Source organism: Thermoleptolyngbya sp. PKUAC-SCTB121 (assembly GCF_016919485.1).
Classification (GTDB): domain Bacteria; phylum Cyanobacteriota; class Cyanobacteriia; order Elainellales; family Elainellaceae; genus Thermoleptolyngbya; species Thermoleptolyngbya sichuanensis.
This window is the reverse complement of sequence record NZ_CP070366.1, coordinates 2,994,961-3,012,265: the sequence shown is the minus strand read 5'-3', so window position 1 is coordinate 3,012,265 and position 17,305 is coordinate 2,994,961. Positions and strand designations below refer to the sequence as shown.

At 56.6% G+C, this 17,305-nt stretch carries 11 protein-coding genes; 5 read left to right on the top strand and 6 right to left on the bottom strand.

Annotation, left to right across the window (positions count from 1 at the left end; all coding sequences use genetic code 11):
* Window positions 1-230 precede the first annotated feature (230 nt).
* On the top strand, window positions 231-3,530 hold the full coding sequence (gene carB, locus JTM80_RS12340) for a carbamoyl-phosphate synthase large subunit (RefSeq protein ID WP_172356206.1): 3,300 nt from the start codon (window positions 231-233) through the stop codon (window positions 3,528-3,530).
* 351 nt (window positions 3,531-3,881) lie between these two features.
* On the opposite strand, the gene JTM80_RS12335 is transcribed toward carB, so the two are convergent.
* The 4 genes from JTM80_RS12335 to cobS all read right to left on the bottom strand — a co-directional run bounded on the left by JTM80_RS12335 (window position 3,882) and on the right by cobS (window position 7,298).
* The gene (locus tag JTM80_RS12335) at window positions 3,882-4,070 is read right to left on the bottom strand and encodes a hypothetical protein (protein ID WP_172356208.1); all 189 of its coding nucleotides are present in this window, start codon (window positions 4,068-4,070) and stop codon (window positions 3,882-3,884) included.
* Window positions 4,071-5,011: 941 nt separating this feature from the next.
* Complete coding sequence (locus JTM80_RS12330; protein ID WP_172356211.1) at window positions 5,012-5,662, bottom strand: response regulator transcription factor; 651 nt, start codon at window positions 5,660-5,662, stop codon at window positions 5,012-5,014.
* Between the two features lie 258 nt (window positions 5,663-5,920).
* On the bottom strand, window positions 5,921-6,364 hold the full coding sequence (locus tag JTM80_RS12325) for a ferredoxin (protein WP_172356213.1): 444 nt from the start codon (window positions 6,362-6,364) through the stop codon (window positions 5,921-5,923).
* A gap of 139 nt (window positions 6,365-6,503) precedes the next feature.
* Complete coding sequence (gene cobS, locus JTM80_RS12320) at window positions 6,504-7,298, bottom strand: adenosylcobinamide-GDP ribazoletransferase (protein WP_225906618.1); 795 nt, start codon at window positions 7,296-7,298, stop codon at window positions 6,504-6,506.
* Between the two features lie 638 nt (window positions 7,299-7,936).
* Between cobS and JTM80_RS12315 the strand changes: the two genes are divergently transcribed.
* Together JTM80_RS12315 and tgt are read left to right on the top strand one after the other, a co-directional pair.
* Window positions 7,937-8,395, top strand: coding sequence for a hypothetical protein (locus JTM80_RS12315; protein WP_172356215.1), 459 nt, complete (start codon window positions 7,937-7,939; stop codon window positions 8,393-8,395).
* Window positions 8,396-8,413: 18 nt separating this feature from the next.
* Window positions 8,414-9,523, top strand: a complete 1,110-nt coding sequence (tgt, locus tag JTM80_RS12310; protein WP_172356217.1) for a tRNA guanosine(34) transglycosylase Tgt — start codon at window positions 8,414-8,416, stop codon at window positions 9,521-9,523.
* 204 nt (window positions 9,524-9,727) lie between these two features.
* Here tgt and JTM80_RS12305 read toward each other — a convergent pair whose 3' ends face one another.
* On the bottom strand, window positions 9,728-11,041 hold the full coding sequence (locus JTM80_RS12305) for an NF041680 family putative transposase (protein ID WP_205369514.1): 1,314 nt from the start codon (window positions 11,039-11,041) through the stop codon (window positions 9,728-9,730).
* 74 nt (window positions 11,042-11,115) lie between these two features.
* Window positions 11,116-12,078, bottom strand: a complete 963-nt coding sequence (locus JTM80_RS12300) for a M48 family metallopeptidase (RefSeq protein WP_205369513.1) — start codon at window positions 12,076-12,078, stop codon at window positions 11,116-11,118.
* Between the two features lie 215 nt (window positions 12,079-12,293).
* Between JTM80_RS12300 and smc the strand changes: the two genes are divergently transcribed.
* Together smc and JTM80_RS12290 are read left to right on the top strand one after the other, a co-directional pair.
* Window positions 12,294-16,046: a chromosome segregation protein SMC gene (smc, locus tag JTM80_RS12295; RefSeq protein WP_205369512.1), complete on the top strand. Its 3,753-nt coding sequence runs from the start codon at window positions 12,294-12,296 to the stop codon at window positions 16,044-16,046.
* A gap of 277 nt (window positions 16,047-16,323) precedes the next feature.
* The gene (locus JTM80_RS12290; RefSeq protein WP_172356224.1) at window positions 16,324-17,283 is read left to right on the top strand and encodes a PRC-barrel domain-containing protein; all 960 of its coding nucleotides are present in this window, start codon (window positions 16,324-16,326) and stop codon (window positions 17,281-17,283) included.
* Window positions 17,284-17,305: the final 22 nt, after the last annotated feature.

The following is a 17,305-nucleotide window of genomic DNA, read 5'->3' as shown; positions in this document are numbered from 1 at the left end:
CTGTCTATAGGCGTAAGGCTGGCAGAAACTTAGACAAACTCAGACTGACGGCGTGATTTGGGCTGTGGGGTGGCCCTGGAATCTCCACAGCCTCTGCTAAACCGCTCAGCGTTCGAGGCAGGTTGGGTTAACCTGCTGACAAATCTGGAGATGATGATAAAAGCACAATCTGTTTTGCGAGAAACCCTCTACAATGTTTTGGATTTCCGCTAGTTCCCCAGGCTGCCGCTATGCCCCGCCGTACTGATATCCGCAAAATTCTTCTAATTGGCTCTGGCCCCATCGTGATTGGGCAAGCCTGCGAGTTTGACTATTCTGGTACCCAGGCCTGCAAAGCGCTGCGCGACGAAGGCTACGAAGTGGTGCTGATCAACTCCAATCCGGCAACCATCATGACCGATCCGGAGACGGCCGATCGCACCTATATCGAGCCGCTGACCCCGGAAATGGTGGAAAAGGTGATCGAAAAGGAGCGCCCTGATGCGCTGCTGCCGACGATGGGCGGACAGACAGCGCTGAACCTAGCAGTGGCGCTGGCCAAAACTGACGTGCTGGAGCGCTACAACGTAGAGCTGATCGGCGCAAAGCTGCCTGCCATCGAGATGGCGGAAGACCGCAAGCTGTTTAAGGAAGCAATGGCGCGGATTGGCGTGCCGGTTTGCCCGTCGGGGCTAGCGCAAACCATGAACGAAGCGAGGGCGATCGCCCAGGAAATCGGCTCCTACCCGCTGATTATCCGCCCCGCCTTTACCCTCGGCGGCACGGGCGGCGGCATTGCCTACAACCAGGAAGAATTTGAGGAAATTGCTCAGTCGGGTCTAGATGCCAGCCCGGTGTCGCAGATTCTCATCGAAAAATCACTCTTGGGCTGGAAGGAATACGAACTGGAGGTGATGCGCGACCTGGCAGATAACGTTGTGATTATTTGCTCGATTGAAAACTTCGACCCGATGGGCGTTCACACGGGCGACTCGATCACCGTTGCTCCGGCGCAAACCCTGACGGATAAGGAATATCAGCGCTTGCGGGATGCGTCGATCAAGATCATCCGCGAAATCGGGGTGGAAACGGGCGGTTCCAACATTCAGTTTTCGGTGAACCCCGACACGGGCGAGTTCATCGTGATCGAGATGAACCCCCGCGTGTCGCGCAGTTCGGCGCTGGCTTCCAAGGCGACGGGCTTCCCAATTGCCAAGATGGCGGCCAAACTGGCGGTGGGCTATACGCTCGACGAAATCCCCAACGACATCACCAAGAAAACGCCCGCCAGTTTTGAACCCACGATCGACTACGTGGTGACGAAAATTCCTCGCTTTGCCTTTGAGAAATTTCCTGGTTCTCAGCCCGTGCTGACGACGCAGATGAAGTCGGTGGGCGAAGCGATGGCCATTGGGCGCACGTTCCAAGAATCGTTCCAAAAAGCGCTGCGATCGCTCGAAACGGGCCGCGCGGGCTGGGGCTGCGACAAAACCGAAAAACTGCCCAGCCTGGAGCAAATTCGTGCGGGTCTGCGGACTCCGAACCCGGATCGGGTGTTTACGCTGCGCCACGCCATGCTGATGGGCATGACGGTGGAGGAAATCTACGAACTCACTGCCATCGACCCGTGGTTTCTTGACAAGCTGGCAGAACTGCTGGAAACAGAGAAATTCCTCAAGCGCACCCCGCTCAACAGCCTCACTCAAGCGCAAATGCTGGCGATCAAGCAGCAGGGCTTTAGCGATCGCCAAATTGCTTTTGCCACCAAAACCACCGAAGACGAGGTTCGCGCTTTCCGCAAGGCCCTGGGCATCGTCCCCACCTATAAAACCGTAGATACCTGCGCCGCCGAGTTTGAGGCGCTAACGCCTTACTACTACTCCGCCTACGAAACACCCGTCGAAGTGGTCAATGGAGACGCAGGTTCGGAACAAGCCGCCGCGCCAGAGTCGGAGGTCTTGCCCTCAACCCGGCGCAAGGTCATGATCCTGGGCGGCGGGCCAAACCGCATCGGGCAGGGCATCGAGTTTGACTATTGCTGCTGCCATGCGTCCTTTGCGCTGCAAGCCGAAGGGTTTGAGACAATCATGGTCAATTCCAACCCGGAAACGGTTTCTACGGACTATGACACGAGCGATCGCCTCTATTTTGAGCCACTCACCAAAGAGGACGTGCTGAATATTATCGAAGCGGAGCAGCCCGCTGGCATTATCAACCAGTTTGGTGGCCAGACCCCGCTCAAGCTGGCCCTGCCGCTGCAAAAGGCGCTGCCCATCTGCGACTCGCCGCAGACCCAAATCTGGGGCACCTCGCCCGACTCGATTGACACCGCCGAAGACCGGGAGCGATTCGAGAAAATCTTGCGGGAGCTAGAGATTCGCCAGCCCGCCAACGGCATCGCCCGCAGCACCGCCGAAGCGCTGGAGGTGGCCAAGAAAATTGGCTATCCCGTGGTGGTGCGCCCCAGCTACGTGCTGGGCGGTCGGGCGATGGAAATTGTATATTCCGACAAAGACCTGGAGCGCTACATGACCTACGCGGTGCAGGTCGAGCCAGATCACCCCATCCTGGTGGATCAGTATTTGGAAAACGCGATCGAGGTGGATGTGGATGCGATCGCCGATGCTACTGGCCACGTCGTCATCGGCGGCATCATGGAACACATTGAGCAAGCGGGCATTCACTCTGGCGACTCTGCCTGCTCGATTCCCACCGTCACCCTTGGCCCCGACACGCTGGAAACCATCCGCACCTGGACGACGAAACTCGCCAAAGCGCTGAACGTCGTCGGTCTGATGAACGTACAGTACGCCATCCAAGGCACGGTCGAGGGCGATGTGGTCTACATTTTGGAAGCCAACCCCCGCGCCTCGCGCACCGTTCCTTTTGTGTCTAAGGCGATCGGCAAGCCCCTGGCCAAGCTGGCATCCCTGGTCATGTCGGGCAAGACCCTGGCGGAGCTAAACTTCACGCAGGAAATCATTCCCCAGCACATTGCGGTGAAAGAGGCCGTGCTGCCCTTTTCCAAGTTTCCCGGCACGGATATTATTCTTGGCCCCGAAATGCGCTCCACGGGCGAAGTGATGGGCATTGACACCGACTTTGGCAAAGCCTTTGCCAAGGCAGAGCTAGCGGCTTCGCAGGTGTTGCCGCTGGGGGGCACGGTCTTCGTTTCGATGAACGACCGCGACAAGCAGGCTGCTGTGCCTGTGGTGAAGGATTTGCAGGCCTTGGGGCTGCACGTTGTGGCGACGGAGGGGACTCGCCGCGTCCTCAAAGAAAATGGACTGGATGTGGATCTGGTGCTGAAGGTGCATGAGGGTCGTCCTAACGTGATGGATTCCATCAAAAACCAGCAGATTCAGCTTGTGGTCAACACGCCCTTGGGCGAGACGGCTCAGGTGGACGATCGCGCAATTCGCCGCACTGCCCTGTCTTATAAAATTCCTGTTGTCACCACGATCGCCGGAGCCAAGGCCAGCACGGCTGCGATTCGCTCTCTCCAGTCCGAGCCGCTGGAGGTCAAGGCGCTGCAAGACTACATGAGCTAGCTGCCACGTCGAAACCGTTGTGCTAGCAAGCTACTCCACAAGCTGCTCTAACTGAAAGAGGTCTTGAATCGGGATTCCAATTCAAGACCTCTCGTTTTTATATCTGTCTATGTCCTGCGCTTCTGGAGAAGCTGCCCAGACGCTTGCAATTTCCTGGAACACAGGAGAACCGAGTGAGCCATCTACAAACTCGCATTACAATTTGCATGAATTTGTAAAAGTAGTGTGAACTCTGGCAGAAACGGCTTTTCTAGAGGGCGATGAGACTTGTATGATTCAAGCTCAGCGTAGATATTAAAGTGAAATTAAATCCAACACTACTGCGGAGCGCCGTCCCTTAGCCTCAGTTCTCTACTTTTCGACCGTCTCTTGGTGAAGAGTTGCCGCCTGGTCTTCTTCGGGAAAATAGGTATCTACGTCCCACGGATCGTCTGCCACGATGTCTTGACGAATCCACAGTTTCAGGCGATGCCAGAGGCTTGGCTTTCGACCTGCTTCTTGATTTGGAAAGAGGGTGTTGCTAGGGGTGTTTGAGTTCATGGTTAAACGTGAGAGTGTCTGAACTTAGAGCGGGACTTCTCGAAACTGTCTTAGAAAGTTCAGCTTAGAGAGTTCAAAGAGCGGTCATCGAATCTTCTGAGTCTTAAGTTTTGAGTCTCAAATGTTGGATGCTCGACCAGCGCACCGTGCGAGAACTCGCCCTTCAGAGGATCTGTGAGCGCCTTAGCGAGATAAACCTATCTGCGGCGGATGGAATGCGCCTTCAGCTTCTCGCAAGCTTAGCCAGCCAAACCAGGGACTAAACCGCTGATCTGACTGCACCCATACGTTAGACCTCTTTAGATTTATTCTATCTTTGCTAGGTTTGACCGGACAAAACCAGTCTGTCCAAGCAAAACTGTCGAAATGCAGCCTGTAGACGCAGCGTCTAGCCAGTTTCGATGCGTTTCAAAAACAGCGCCTAGCAATGACCACTGAAAAGAATCAGTGGCGAGGTGCTGATGCTGTCGTGCAAAGTGCCTAAGCAACCGCACGACCTGTGAATGAGTGACCCAGACAACATAGCGAAATCAGCCTGCTGTTGAACGGTCACCAAGCTAGACAAGCTTGGCGGGCGATCGCCAGCGGCTTCAGTCATCATAACCAAGACCAGTAGCGACACTGAGGGAAGGCGTAGTGATCGAAACTTTTAGTATTAAGCAGAGTTTATTTTGGGATGTCAAGCAAGACCCGTACTTCTACGGTTGAGATCCGTTGTCTTCATCCGTTCTTCATCCTAAGCCTGCCACATCAGCCCTTCTGCTGCATGGCTTTCAGAAGCAACACCGGTTTTCCATAAAAAACATTAAGAAAATCTTACTTCGGTCATGAAACCTACAAAAAACAAGTACGGCCGCCTTCCGATGGCGACCGTACTCGAAGTTGAAGGCTTAGAGGTTAAAGACCTACAAGTTAAAGACCCATAAAGTCAACCTATAAAGCTACGCCATACTGTTTTCGATCGCCCAGCGAGCCAGTTCAGTGCGGTTGTGTAGTCCCGTTTTGCCCAGCATGTTGCTGACGTGGCTTTCAATCGTTCTCTGGCTCACGTTCAGCTTCTCGGCAATTTCTCGGTTTGCCATGCCCTGGGCGACAAACTGCACCACCCGCAGCTCGGTCGGCGTTAGCTCAACGTCGAAGGGCACCTGAATTTTGGGGGCGCTGTCCAGCCCCTTGTCCTGCCGCTGAATCAATCGAGAGGCTTGCTTGAGAGAAGACTCTACCTGGGCAACCAGTTCTTCTGGCTCGAAGGGCTTCACCATGTACACGTCAGCGCCAGTGTTCAAGCCCTTGATTTTGTCCTGGCTCTGCCCTTTCGCAGAGAGAAACAGCACTGGAATCCAGCTCGTGCGTGGATCTTTTCTGACTTGCTCCACCAGCGAGTAGCCATCCATCTGCGGCATCATTACATCGCAGATGATCATGTCTGGTGTCTCTTTTTGCAGCACTTCTAGCGCTTCTTGACCGTTCTCTGAGGTGATGACCTCATACCCCCGAAACTCTAGGTAGTCCTTTACGAGCAGAATGAGGTTTGGGTCGTCGTCAATTAATAAAAGTCGCTTGTGCTCTCCCACACTGGCTTCCTTTGTCATGCTACATCACTCGCCATGCCTGAGTTGAGATGAATCGTGCTAATAAATGATACCCAGTAGATCCACAGAGCGCACAACTTAGCCCAAGAACCTGAAGAAATTTTGTATTGCCTGATTTGCGTTGCCTGATTTGCCTGGCCTGACTTTGTGCCGAAGTCAAGGCTTCGTGAAGACATTCCGCCCTTCAGTAGACCTGTCTACATCATACTGAGCGCAAGCGGGAAATCCGCATAGTTAAGCAATGTTGAAATTAATAGATTAATCTTTGCTTTCTGACTGTAGCGCGTCCAGATTCAACCTGCCATGTGTTTTCAATTCATCGGATGGCGCAGGTAGCGGGTGAACTAGGAAGGCGTAGTCCTGGACGATTTGATTGCCAAGCAGGTGCTTCTGGATGATTTCTTCAATCACGGTCGGGGTGGCGCTGTGATACCATACCCCGTCGGGATAGACCACCAAAATGGGGCCTTGCTGACAAACCCGCAGGCAGTTGGCTTTGGTGCGAAAAACGCAGGTGGGGCGATCGCCCGTGGGTTGGTCTAGTCCCAATTCCTTTAGTCGCTTTTTCAAATAATCCCACGCCACCAGGCTGTCGCCCTTGTCGCAGCACTTGGGCACGGTCTGATCAGCGCAGATAAAAACGTGGCGCTCGATTTGCGGCAGATGGAGCGCGGCGACACAGGTAGAGAGGGGGGTAGTCATGGGAGGGAAGGTTAGGGGGATAGAGGGACGAGGGGGGAGAGAGGGAAAAAATGAAGAACGAAGAACGAAAAACGAAGAAAGAAGAACGAAAAACGGAACCTCTTCGTTCTTCTCTCTTCATTCTTCGCTCCAACACTCCTTAAGCCAGGGTACACAACACTAGCACCAACGCCTCTGTCCATTCCACGACCGCGCCGTAGGTGTCGCCCGTATGTCCTCCCAGGCGGCGATGAAACCAGGCGGGAAGCAGGAGGGCGATCGCCCCAGCACCCAGCCCTAAAATCAGGCTCCAGCGCCACGGGTCAGGATTTGCCAGGGCGGGGTAGAGGCTGAGGCTGAGCAGCAGCAGCAGGCTGGGTAGGGTGTGGGCAGGACTGGGCAGGGCGGCTTTGTGAAAGGCTCCTTTGCCGGTGGGCTTGAGATAGGGATAGCAGGCGATCGCCACTTGCTGACCCCAGCGCCCCCAGCCCGCCGCCAGTGCGAGCAACAGCGGGCGCGGCAGGGCGGGGTCTACCAGATCGGTCAGGGCAGCGGTTTTGAGCAGAAGAAGGGCGATCGCCGCCATCACACCAAACGCGCCGGCACGGCTATCGGCCATCACCGCCAGGCGACGCTGCGGGTCGAGGACGGCCAGCCCATCAGCGGTGTCCATTGCACCGTCTAAATGCAGCCCGCCCGTCACCCCCACCCATAGCCCAACTACCACCACGCTGCGGGTTAGCACGGGCATTCCCAACTGATGCAAACTGGCATCCACTAGCCCCAGCAGCGCCCCAATCAGCAGACCAACCACGGGAGCCATGCGGGCGACTTGCGGAAAAGCCGGATGCATCCAGTCGGGCACGGGCAGGCAGGTATAGAAGGCGATCGCCCCTGCCAGCGTTTGCGCCAGGTTCACAATCGCTGCGCTTAGCGTAGAACCCCACTGACTCAAGCCATTTGCCTCCTTCGCTCAGCCTGTAGACAGGACAATCAGTACCCGTGGCTAGCACATTTGATCTAGATCCGCATCAGCCATGACGCTGACTCACATTGCTCAAGCCGCGCCATACTTTAGGCAAGTTCCAATTAACCACAATAAAACCTACATGAAACCTATAGGACTTACGCACTTGCGATGAATTTCCCAGGTTTTGGACGACTTCTCGTGGGCGCAGCCCGCGAGAAATCGTTCAAATGCGTCAGTCCTAACCTACATAAAATTTGGCGAGGTCAGGAGCAAACAAGGGTCAAGGCTTGAGGACTGTCAAAATTGACACCCAAAATGACGCTAAAAATGGTTCAAGCTGGCTGTGAGTGCCCATCCCAAGATTCCCCCTCCCATCAGGCAAGGAATCTTGAGATATGATCTACTCAGGCTCAGTCAGGTTAGCTGAAATATTGCCAGATTTACCGTCTCGCTGGCTATGGCTCCTGGCTATGGCGGGTTCTCTCACTCTGGGCGACTGTTCTCAGGGTTTTACGGTTTTCTCTGTCTCTGGTCTAGGCTGCATGGACGCAGCCACCTCGCTGTTCCAGTTCCTTTAGCTCACTCCAGATTCGGATTCTGGTGCGATCGCAGGTTTTCTTGTTATGAGTCACGATTCACCATCCAGTAACCCCCGACTTCCTGCCCCTTGCCTTGTGGACACAGGCATCCTGGTCAACAAGCAAGACATGCAGCGGCTCCTGGCAGATCTCCACCAAGTCCGCTACTGCTACATCCAGGACGGAATCCCCGGCAGCGAGTGCGAAGGTTACGTGATGGAAGTTTTTTCCGATCCCCAGTGTTCTAGCCTGGTGGCAAACCACACGCTCTATCTCAACGTCCAGAGCTTCGATTACTTGCAGATGTCTCAGTTGCCAGAGGGCGAAGCCTGCTTTGATCTGGTGCAAGACAATCGCCTACTGCGGCTGGTGCCCCTGTCGAACCCGCTGGATGACCAAAACTGTCGCAGGCTAAACGCAGCAGCCCTAGAAGCAGTGGTCACGGAAGTCCTGTCTGCGGGGTGGGATGTCCGGATTGACGACGAAGAAAATTTTTCAATGTAGCGGACGCTAGAGCAGCTCTTGGGCAGTCATTTTTCGTATACGTGTCAGGCGCGGTGCTGCGTCACAAAGGCGCGGGCAGGCGTGTTTCATACGCCCCACGGTGTGGTTGAAACGCCGCGATTTATGCCCGTGGGCACGCTGGCCAACGTGAAAACCGTCACGCCTGCCCAACTGAGGGGCACGGGCGCACAGATGGTGCTGGCAAACACCTATCACCTGCACTTGCAGCCGGGGGAGGATCTGGTGGCCGAGGCAGGCGGGCTGCATCGGTTTATGGGCTGGGATGGGCCAATGCTGACGGATTCGGGCGGGTTTCAGGTCTTCAGCCTGAGCGAGATGCGCCAAATTTCCGATGAAGGCGTGACCTTTCGATCGCCCCGCGATGGCAAGATTATCCAGATTACGCCAGAGCGCTCGATTCAAATTCAGAACGCGCTGGGGGCCGACGTGATTATGGCCTTTGATGAGTGCCCGCCCCACCCGGCGACCTGGGACGAAGTGAAGCGGGCAACCGATCGCACGATGCGCTGGCTGGAACGGTGCTTTGTGGCCCACACCCGGACGGATCAGGCGCTGTTCCCGATTGTGCAGGGCGGTGTGTATCCTGATTTGCGGCAGGAAGCGGCCGAGGCGATCGCCCAGTATGAGGCCTTCGGCTATGCCATCGGCGGTGTCAGCGTCGGGGAGCCACCGGAACTGATCGAGAAAATTGTGCAGGTGACGGCTCCGCTGCTGCCAGAAGACAAACCGCGCTACCTGATGGGCGTGGGCACGCACAAAGAAATGGTGCGGGCGATCGCCGCTGGGGTGGATTTGTTTGACTGCGTGATTCCGACCCGACTGGCGCGACACGGTGCGGCGCTGGTGCAGGGCGATCGCTGGAATTTGAAAAACAACCGCTTTCGCCGCGATTTCACGCCGCTAGACGACACTTGCCCCTGCTACACCTGCCAAAATTTCACCCGCGCCTATATCAGTCATCTGCTGCACGCCCGCGAAATTCTGGCGTTTACGCTTATCTCCATTCACAACATCACGGAACTGGTGCGCTTTACCCAGCGGATTCGAGAGGCGATTTTGGGCGATCGCTTTGCTGTGGAATTTGCCGAGTGGCTGGGGCACGGTTGAGTTTGGATTGGGGATTGGGGATTGGGGGTTCAAGCCCTGTTATTCTGAGCGCGATCGCCGGATGCGGTCAATTTCTCGCTGCAACTCTGCCCTTTAGTTTGGACTAACTGGCATCACAATAATGCTCAACAGGATGCCATAAAGAATCTGCTCAACCGTTCATAACAGTTGAACTTAAGGAATTGGATACAATCCTGCTCGCAGTTAAGCTGCTGTTGCAACCGGACTGTTCAGGGATTGTTCGGATGTCTTGCGTTTCGAGGCTCGTTTTTTGACCATCGGATAGCAGGGACGAGGAGTTGGCTTGTGCCCCTTGCCTCGTCCTGGCGATTTACCACGAGGTTTAGGCGCAGGAGCAGGGGTGCCAATCGCTGCCAAAATGCCTGCAAACGCTTGTGCGACCCGACCCGGAGTCAACGTTTCTTGCGGTGCCTGCCAGGGCAAGGGGTGGTCAGTACAGTCCTTTCGCGCTAACCACAACTGCCAACTGAGCAACGGCATCAGGCTGCTCCACTGTTCGGTTGCCGATACAGAACTGAACTGGGGATGTGTCCAATATAGCCTCTGCTTGGCAAAGCGATACCAGTGTTCAATGGCAAAGCGACGGAGGTAGTGCAACCACAGGGTTTCTAACGGAGGCATCTGCTCACCCAGCCAAACTAACCACAAAGGAGCCAAGCGTCGCGTGCTGCTCTGTGTCTCCAGCACCTCCACGCGCAACACTTCCATTGCCCGTTTAGGGGATTTGCGGAAATGGTATGCACTCCAACGACTGACCCGCACTCGTCCCCAGTTGGGATCATCGACTTCAACGGTTTCGACCGGGACACTCCAAGTGTCAGGGTCATTGAGTTTCATCTTATGTCCATGCTTGGCAGGTGCGCCTCGCCCTCGATACGCTGGGGGCGCGCCATAGACACATCGATTGGATGTAACCCGCAGCAGCAAGTCTGCCTCAATCCCTGCCGTTTGGTTGACAAAACTGGCATTGCCGTACCCTCGGTCGTAGATCGCCAACGGACGCACCGCTAACTGCCGAGTCACTTGTTTGAGTTGGAATGCCGCTTTACTGGCGGGTGTTTCAAAGCTGGTGATGCGCTCATGCCGCAATGGTAATGCCCAACTGCCCCTGTCTTCAGCAATCCAGGCTAAGGTACTGTAGTTTTGTCCGGCTATCGGGGCATGTCCTGTTCTGCCTGATAAGGTGCGGTCTTTCAAACGCCTGGCAGCAGGACGGTTCCACCGACTCGCATCACCTGCCAACAACGGTTGCTGCTGAGTCGGTATCTGCTGCACCAACAGCTTCAGCACCTTTGAGCGGGGTAGGCGGCTATCGCGCAACGCTTCATAGGGGCTCGACCACTGGCGACGAAAGACAGGACTCTGCGATAGCCTCACAAACGACACGATGCACGCACTCACTAACACGGCATCCATCAGATCAAACAGGGCATCTCTGGCGTTTCCCAAGCTGGCATACAACGTTTGGCGAAATTGCTGAAGTTCGTTGAAAATCATGGGGTCAATGTTGGTTGTACTTCATTGACCTTACGGCAGTCGGTGCTTCTCATTGACTGCCTTCCTCTTCACCATTAGTCCAAACTAAAGTCTGCCACTTCGCGCCGCAGCCGCTCCACATCGGCCTCGCCCGTGGACGACGATTCACTACTGGGGGATGGCGGCTCTGCGTCCACTGTCGGCTCTCCAGCGCGGCGATAGTTGCCTGCGCGAATCTGCCGCAGTTCTTCCGATTCCGACCATTCTTTCAGAAAATGCACCCGCTCCACGGTGAACGGATGCGTCTGAAAAAATCCCTGCGATAGGTTGTTATACAGCAGAAACTTGTAGACCTGGTTGATGCCGTCTTGATCTAGATTCTGGTAGCGCTCTGACTGGCGCGAGAATTCTTCCAGGCTCAGCTCGTGGGCATAGCGGCTGCTGCCGCCTGCCAGCTTCATCATGTTTTGCAGCACGGGCTTTACGTCGTCCATTACCAGCAGCGCCGCCCGGTCGGCCGACAGTTCCGCCTTCCGCAGCCATTCATAAAAGGCCAGGATTAGCCCCGTACTGACGAGGCTGCTCAGCCCAAAGGTCATCTCTGCCAATCCCGATGCAGCGGTGATGACCCAGCTTGCCATCTGCGTCAGCGTCGTGTGTCCACATTTTAGATGTCCCAGTTCGTGAGCTAGGACGGCTTTTATCTCGGCCTCGTCGCTCAGGTCAAGCAGGGCCGTGCTTAGCACCACGCAGGGCCGCTCTTGCCCCAGCGCGTAGGCGTTTACCATCGGCGATTGGGAGACAAACAGCGTCGGCTCTGGCGCAATATCGAGCGATCGCAGGCATTCCCGAAACATCTGAAACAGCGTGGAATATTGCCGTGGCCCCACCTCGATGGCATTGCCCAACAAAAACACCTGCCGCGGCCGCTCATAAACGAATTCCACAAAGCGCCGTGCCACCAGGTCAAACCCCGGCACGCTGCGGAGCGTCTGCTCGGCCTGCTGATCGAGCGGGTGACGGAAGGCTTCGCTGGAGATTCCGGGATAGACGGGCATAGGGCGAGGTTGGGGAAGAAGGGGCTGATGAAGAGAGATTGTTTGCTGAACCTCCGCTACTCTAGCGGCTGGCCACTGCGTCTGGGGAAGCATGAAGCCTCTCTTAAACTTTATGGTGGCTTCCTGGCTCAAGGCCAAGTTTTTTTGTTAAAACTGGTGTTCAGTAGTCCAGCGGATTAGTATATTCGTATTAACCTCTCTGCTCCTGCCCCTTTGTGCACGTCAAGCGCGTAGAACTGTCTCACTTCAAATCCTTTGGTGGCACAACGCAGGTTCCGTTGCTGCCGGGGTTTACCGTGATTTCTGGCCCAAACGGATCGGGCAAGTCGAATATTCTGGATGCGCTGCTGTTTGCGCTGGGGTTGGCGGGTTCCAAAGGAATGCGGGCAGAGCGCCTGCCAGATTTGGTGAACCAGAGCGTGGTCAGTCGCGGCCGCAGCACGGTGGAAGCCAGCGTCACCGTTACCTTTGCGCTGGATGAAGAAGACATCGCGGCCTACCAGGGCGATGACGATCCTCTGCCCAGCGCTGATCTGGCCTTTGGTGAAGGCAATGGACAGATAGATGCCGCCCCCCAGAACGGATATCTGAATGACAATCATGGCAATCACGGCAATCACGGGAGCGGCAGTCCTAGCAACGGCAGCGGCAAAAAGCCGGATGCCAGCCAGCTCGGTGTTGCCCCGGTGATGGTTCCTTTCAACGAATGGAGCGTGACGCGCAAGCTGCGGGTGACGCAGCAGGGAACCTACACCTCGAACTATTACATCAACGGACAGCCCTGCACGCTGAACGAACTGCATGAGCAGCTTCACCGCTTTCGGATTTATCCCGAAGGCTATAACGTGGTGCTGCAAGGCGACGTCACCAGCATTATTTCCATGAATCCCCGTGAACGGCGGGAAATTATTGATGAATTGGCGGGCGTGGCGGCGTTTGACCGCAAGATTTCCCAAGCAAAGGACAAGCTGGATGCGGTGAAGGAGCGGGAAGAGAAGTTTCGCATTGTGGAGCGGGAGTTAATCGAGCAGCGCGATCGCCTCGCTCAGGATCGCCTCAAGGCAGAGAAATATAAGCGACTCAAAGCCGAGTTTCAGTCCAAAAGCCAGTGGGAAGTGGTGCTGAACTGGCAGAGTCAGCAAGACCAGGCGCAGAAGCTCCAGCAGCAGATCGAGGAGGGCGATCGCGCTCTGGCGGAAACTGCTACACAACTGACGGCGCTGGCGACCGAAATTCAGCAAATTACCGCTGATCTAGAGCGGCTGAATGCGCGGGTGAAGGCGCTGGGCGAAGACGAGCAGTTGGCGCTGCAATCCACCCTAGCGACGCACGAAGCCGAACTGCGCCAGCTCCAGCGGCAAGAGCAGGACCTCCTGACGGCGAACCGCGACACGATGGCGCAGATTGCCCAGGCGCAGCAGGCGCTTCAGGAGCAAATGCAGATGCTAGAACAGGCTTCTGCGGATCAGCAGCGCATCGAAACCCAGGAAATTGCTGCCCTCCAGGCGGCCCGCGATCGCGCTCAGCGGGCCCTGCAAGCTAGCCGGGAACAGTCCAGCGCGATCGCTGAAGCGTCGGAGGCCTGGGTGCAGGAGCAAGCCGCCCTGCGTCGCCAGATGGAGGAGTTGCTGAACCAAATTGAGCCGCAGCGCACGGAGCAGGCGCGGCTGCAAGAGCGAGTGTCGCAGCTCCGCGCCAAGATTCAGGAACAGACGGAAGCGCTGGGGGCGATCGCCCAATCGCTGGCTGAAAAGCAGTCCGAGCAATCTACCGTTGAAGCGCAGCGGGCCGAGGCTGAAACCCAGGTGCAGCGACTCGCTCAAGCGCTTACCGAAGCCGAGCAAGACCTCCGGACCCAGCAAGACACCCAGACCCGTCTGCTGAACGAGCAGCGCGACAAACAGCGCCAGCTTGACCGTCTGGAAGCCCAGACTCAGGCGATGCAGGAGGCCCAGGGCACCGGAGCCAGCCAGGTGATTTTGAGCGCAGGTATTGACGGGGTTCACGGGCTGGTGGCACAACTGGGGCGAGTCGATTCGCCCTATCAACTGGCGCTGGAAATTGCGGCGGGCGGCCGCCTGGGCAATCTGGTGGTGGAAGACGACCGGATCGCAGCGCGGTGCATCGACCTGCTGAAGCAGCGGCGGGCGGGTCGAGCCACCTTCCTGCCGATGAACAAAATCCGCGTGCCGCAGTTTACGGAAATCCCAAAGGGTAACCGACCAGACGGGTTTGTGGACTATGCGGTGAACCTGATTGACTGCGATCGCCGCTTTGAGGATGTGTTTGCCTATGTCTTTGGCAGCACGGTGGTCTTTCGCACGCTAGAACAGGCGCGACCGCACTTGGGCAAATATCGCATTGTGACGCTGGACGGCGAACTGCTGGAAACCAGCGGCGCGATGACGGGCGGCAGCGTGTCCCAGCGGCAAGGCTCTCTGAGATTTGGCACAGTGCAGCCGGGAGAATCGGCCGAAGCGGCCACATTGCGCGATCGCCTCTCGGAAATCGACACCATTCTGCGGCGCTGTGAAAGGGCGATCGCCCAGGGCACAGAAGCCGTCCGCACCCACACCCAGGCGCTCAACGAAGCCCGCCAGCAGCAGCGTGCAGTGCAACTCCAGGCAGACCAATTCCAGACCCAACTGGCAGCACTGGTGACCCAAGAAGGGCAGCTTCGCACCCAGCTTTCGCAAAACCGCCAGGAGCTTGGCCCTGCCGAAGAGCGCCTGCAAACGTTGGAACGCGACCTGCCCGCCCAGGAAGCCGAACTCCAGCGCCAGCGACAAGTCCTGGCAGACCTGGAGCAATCCCAGACTCACAGCGAGTGGCAGCAGATTCAAGCCACTATTCGTCAGCAGGAGGCAGAACTGGGCGATCGCCAGCTTGCCCTGCGATCTGCCGAACAGCGGGTTCAAGACCTGGAAATTCAGCGGCAGCGCCTCCAGGAAAAAATCGCCCAGCTAAATCAGCGGCTGCACGATCTCCGTACTCAGCAGACGACGCAGATGCAGCAGCGATCTGCGCTGGGGACTCAGCAGACCGCCCTCAGCCAGACCATCGCCCAGACTCGTGCGGCGCTGGATTCGCTGGAGGCCTCCCTCGCGTCGGAAAAACAGGAGCGCGATCGCACGGAACGCCTCTTGCGCGATCGCCAAACCGCTCAGCAACAGGCCGACTGGCAGCGCCAAAAACTCCAGGAAACCCAGCAGACCCGCCGCGAAAGCTTGGCCACGCTCCAGGCAGCGCTAGAAGCAAAGCGGGCGGAGTTACCAGACCCATTACCAGAGTTGCCCGATCCGCTGCCCGACCTGGGCGAATTGCAGCACGAACTGCGATCGCTCCAGCGCCGCATCGAAAATATGGAACCTGTCAACATGCTGGCCCTGGAAGAATACGAGCGCACCCAGGAGCGTCTGGAAGACCTCAGCCAAAAGCTCGGCACGCTGGACGAAGAGCGCAGCGAGCTGCTCCTCCGCATCGAAAACTTCACCACCCTACGTCAGCGAGCCTTCAAGGAGGCTTTCGACGCGGTGAACGTAAACTTTCAGTCCATCTTTGCCGAACTGTCCGACGGCGATGGCTATTTGCAACTCGACGACCCCAACGATCCCTTTGGCAGTGGGCTAAATCTGGTTGCTCATCCCAAGGGCAAGCCCGTCCGCCGCCTCGCCTCTATGTCTGGGGGCGAAAAATCCCTCACTGCCCTCAGCTTCATTTTTGCTCTCCAGCGCTATCGTCCCTCACCCTTCTACGCTTTCGACGAAGTGGATATGTTCCTGGATGGCGCAAACGTGGAGCGTCTTTCCCGGATGATTAAGCACCAGGCCCAGCAGGCTCAGTTCATCGTTGTCAGCCTGCGCCGCCCAATGATCGAAGCCGCCCAGCGCACCATCGGCGTAACCCAGGCGCGGGGAGCCTATACGCAGGTGCTGGGCATCGACTTGCAGCAGAACGTTTCGGGGTGAGGGAGGAGGGGAGGAGGGAAGAACGAAGAACGAAGAACGAAGAGAGAAGAATGAAGAGAGAAGGGCGAAGGGCGAAGAGGTTCCGTTTTTCGTTTTTCACTTTTCGTTTTTTCCGTCTCTTGCCCCATTACCCCCAAGGGCGGCTTTCCGAACTCAAGACAGACTTACCAAACGTTCGAGTTTGGTTAAGATTGGCTTAGTATTGATATCTGACCGTATCTACTGTATTCATATTTCAATCGAACTATTTCAACCAGTTCGAGGTTAGGACTCGACAATGACATCTGAACAAATCCGCCAACGCTCAGACCTCCTTGGAACGCAAATCATCACCCGCGACACCGGCAAGCGCCTGGGTGTCGTGAGCCAGCTTTGGGTGGATGTCGATCGCCGCGAGGTGGTTGCCATCGGTTTGCGGGAAAGCATCCTATCGGGCGTGGTGTCTGGCACGCAGCAGATGATGTATCTTGCGAACATTCGCCAGATCGGCGACGTGATTTTAGTCGATGACGACTCTGCGGTAGAGGATGAAGTTGACACAGAAGCATATAGCAGCCTGATCAACAGCGAAGTGATCACTGAGACGGGAGAACTGCTGGGCAAGGTGCGGGGCTTCCGGTTCAACGTCGAAAATGGTCAGCTTGAGTCTATTGTGATCGCCTCGATTGGGTTTCCCTTTATTCCCGATCAGGTGGTTAGCACCTACGAACTGTCGATCGAAGAGGTGGTGAGCAGCGGCCCCGATCGCCTGATTGTGTTTGAGGGCGCGGAGCAAAAGATGTCGCAGCTTAGCGTGGGCTTTTTGGAGCGCATCGGCATTGGTCGTCCGCCGTGGGAGCGCGACGAAGAAGACTACATTATGCCGGTGTCTACGTCTAACCAGTTGCCGACGGGTGTGCGTACCCCTGCGCCTCAGCCGATGCGTGCGCCTGCCCGCGAATCGACCTGGGATGACGATACGTGGGAAGAACCCCGCCGCCCGATCCAGGAGCCGCTGCGTCAGCGCCAGCCAGAGCCGCTCTACCGCGATGAGCCGGAAGATAACTGGAACGATCCGCCCCGTCGCCAACAGTATGCAGAGGCTTATGAAGATGCCGATGCCTATGAACCTCCGATGAAAGAAGAACTGGACGACGTGTGGGAGGATGACGACAACCCCCAGCCCTATCGCGCACCGCAGTTGAATATTCCCGAACGGCAAAAGGTCGTGGAATACGAGGAAGATGCGGATTATTAAGGTAAGTCACTCAGGGTGAGTC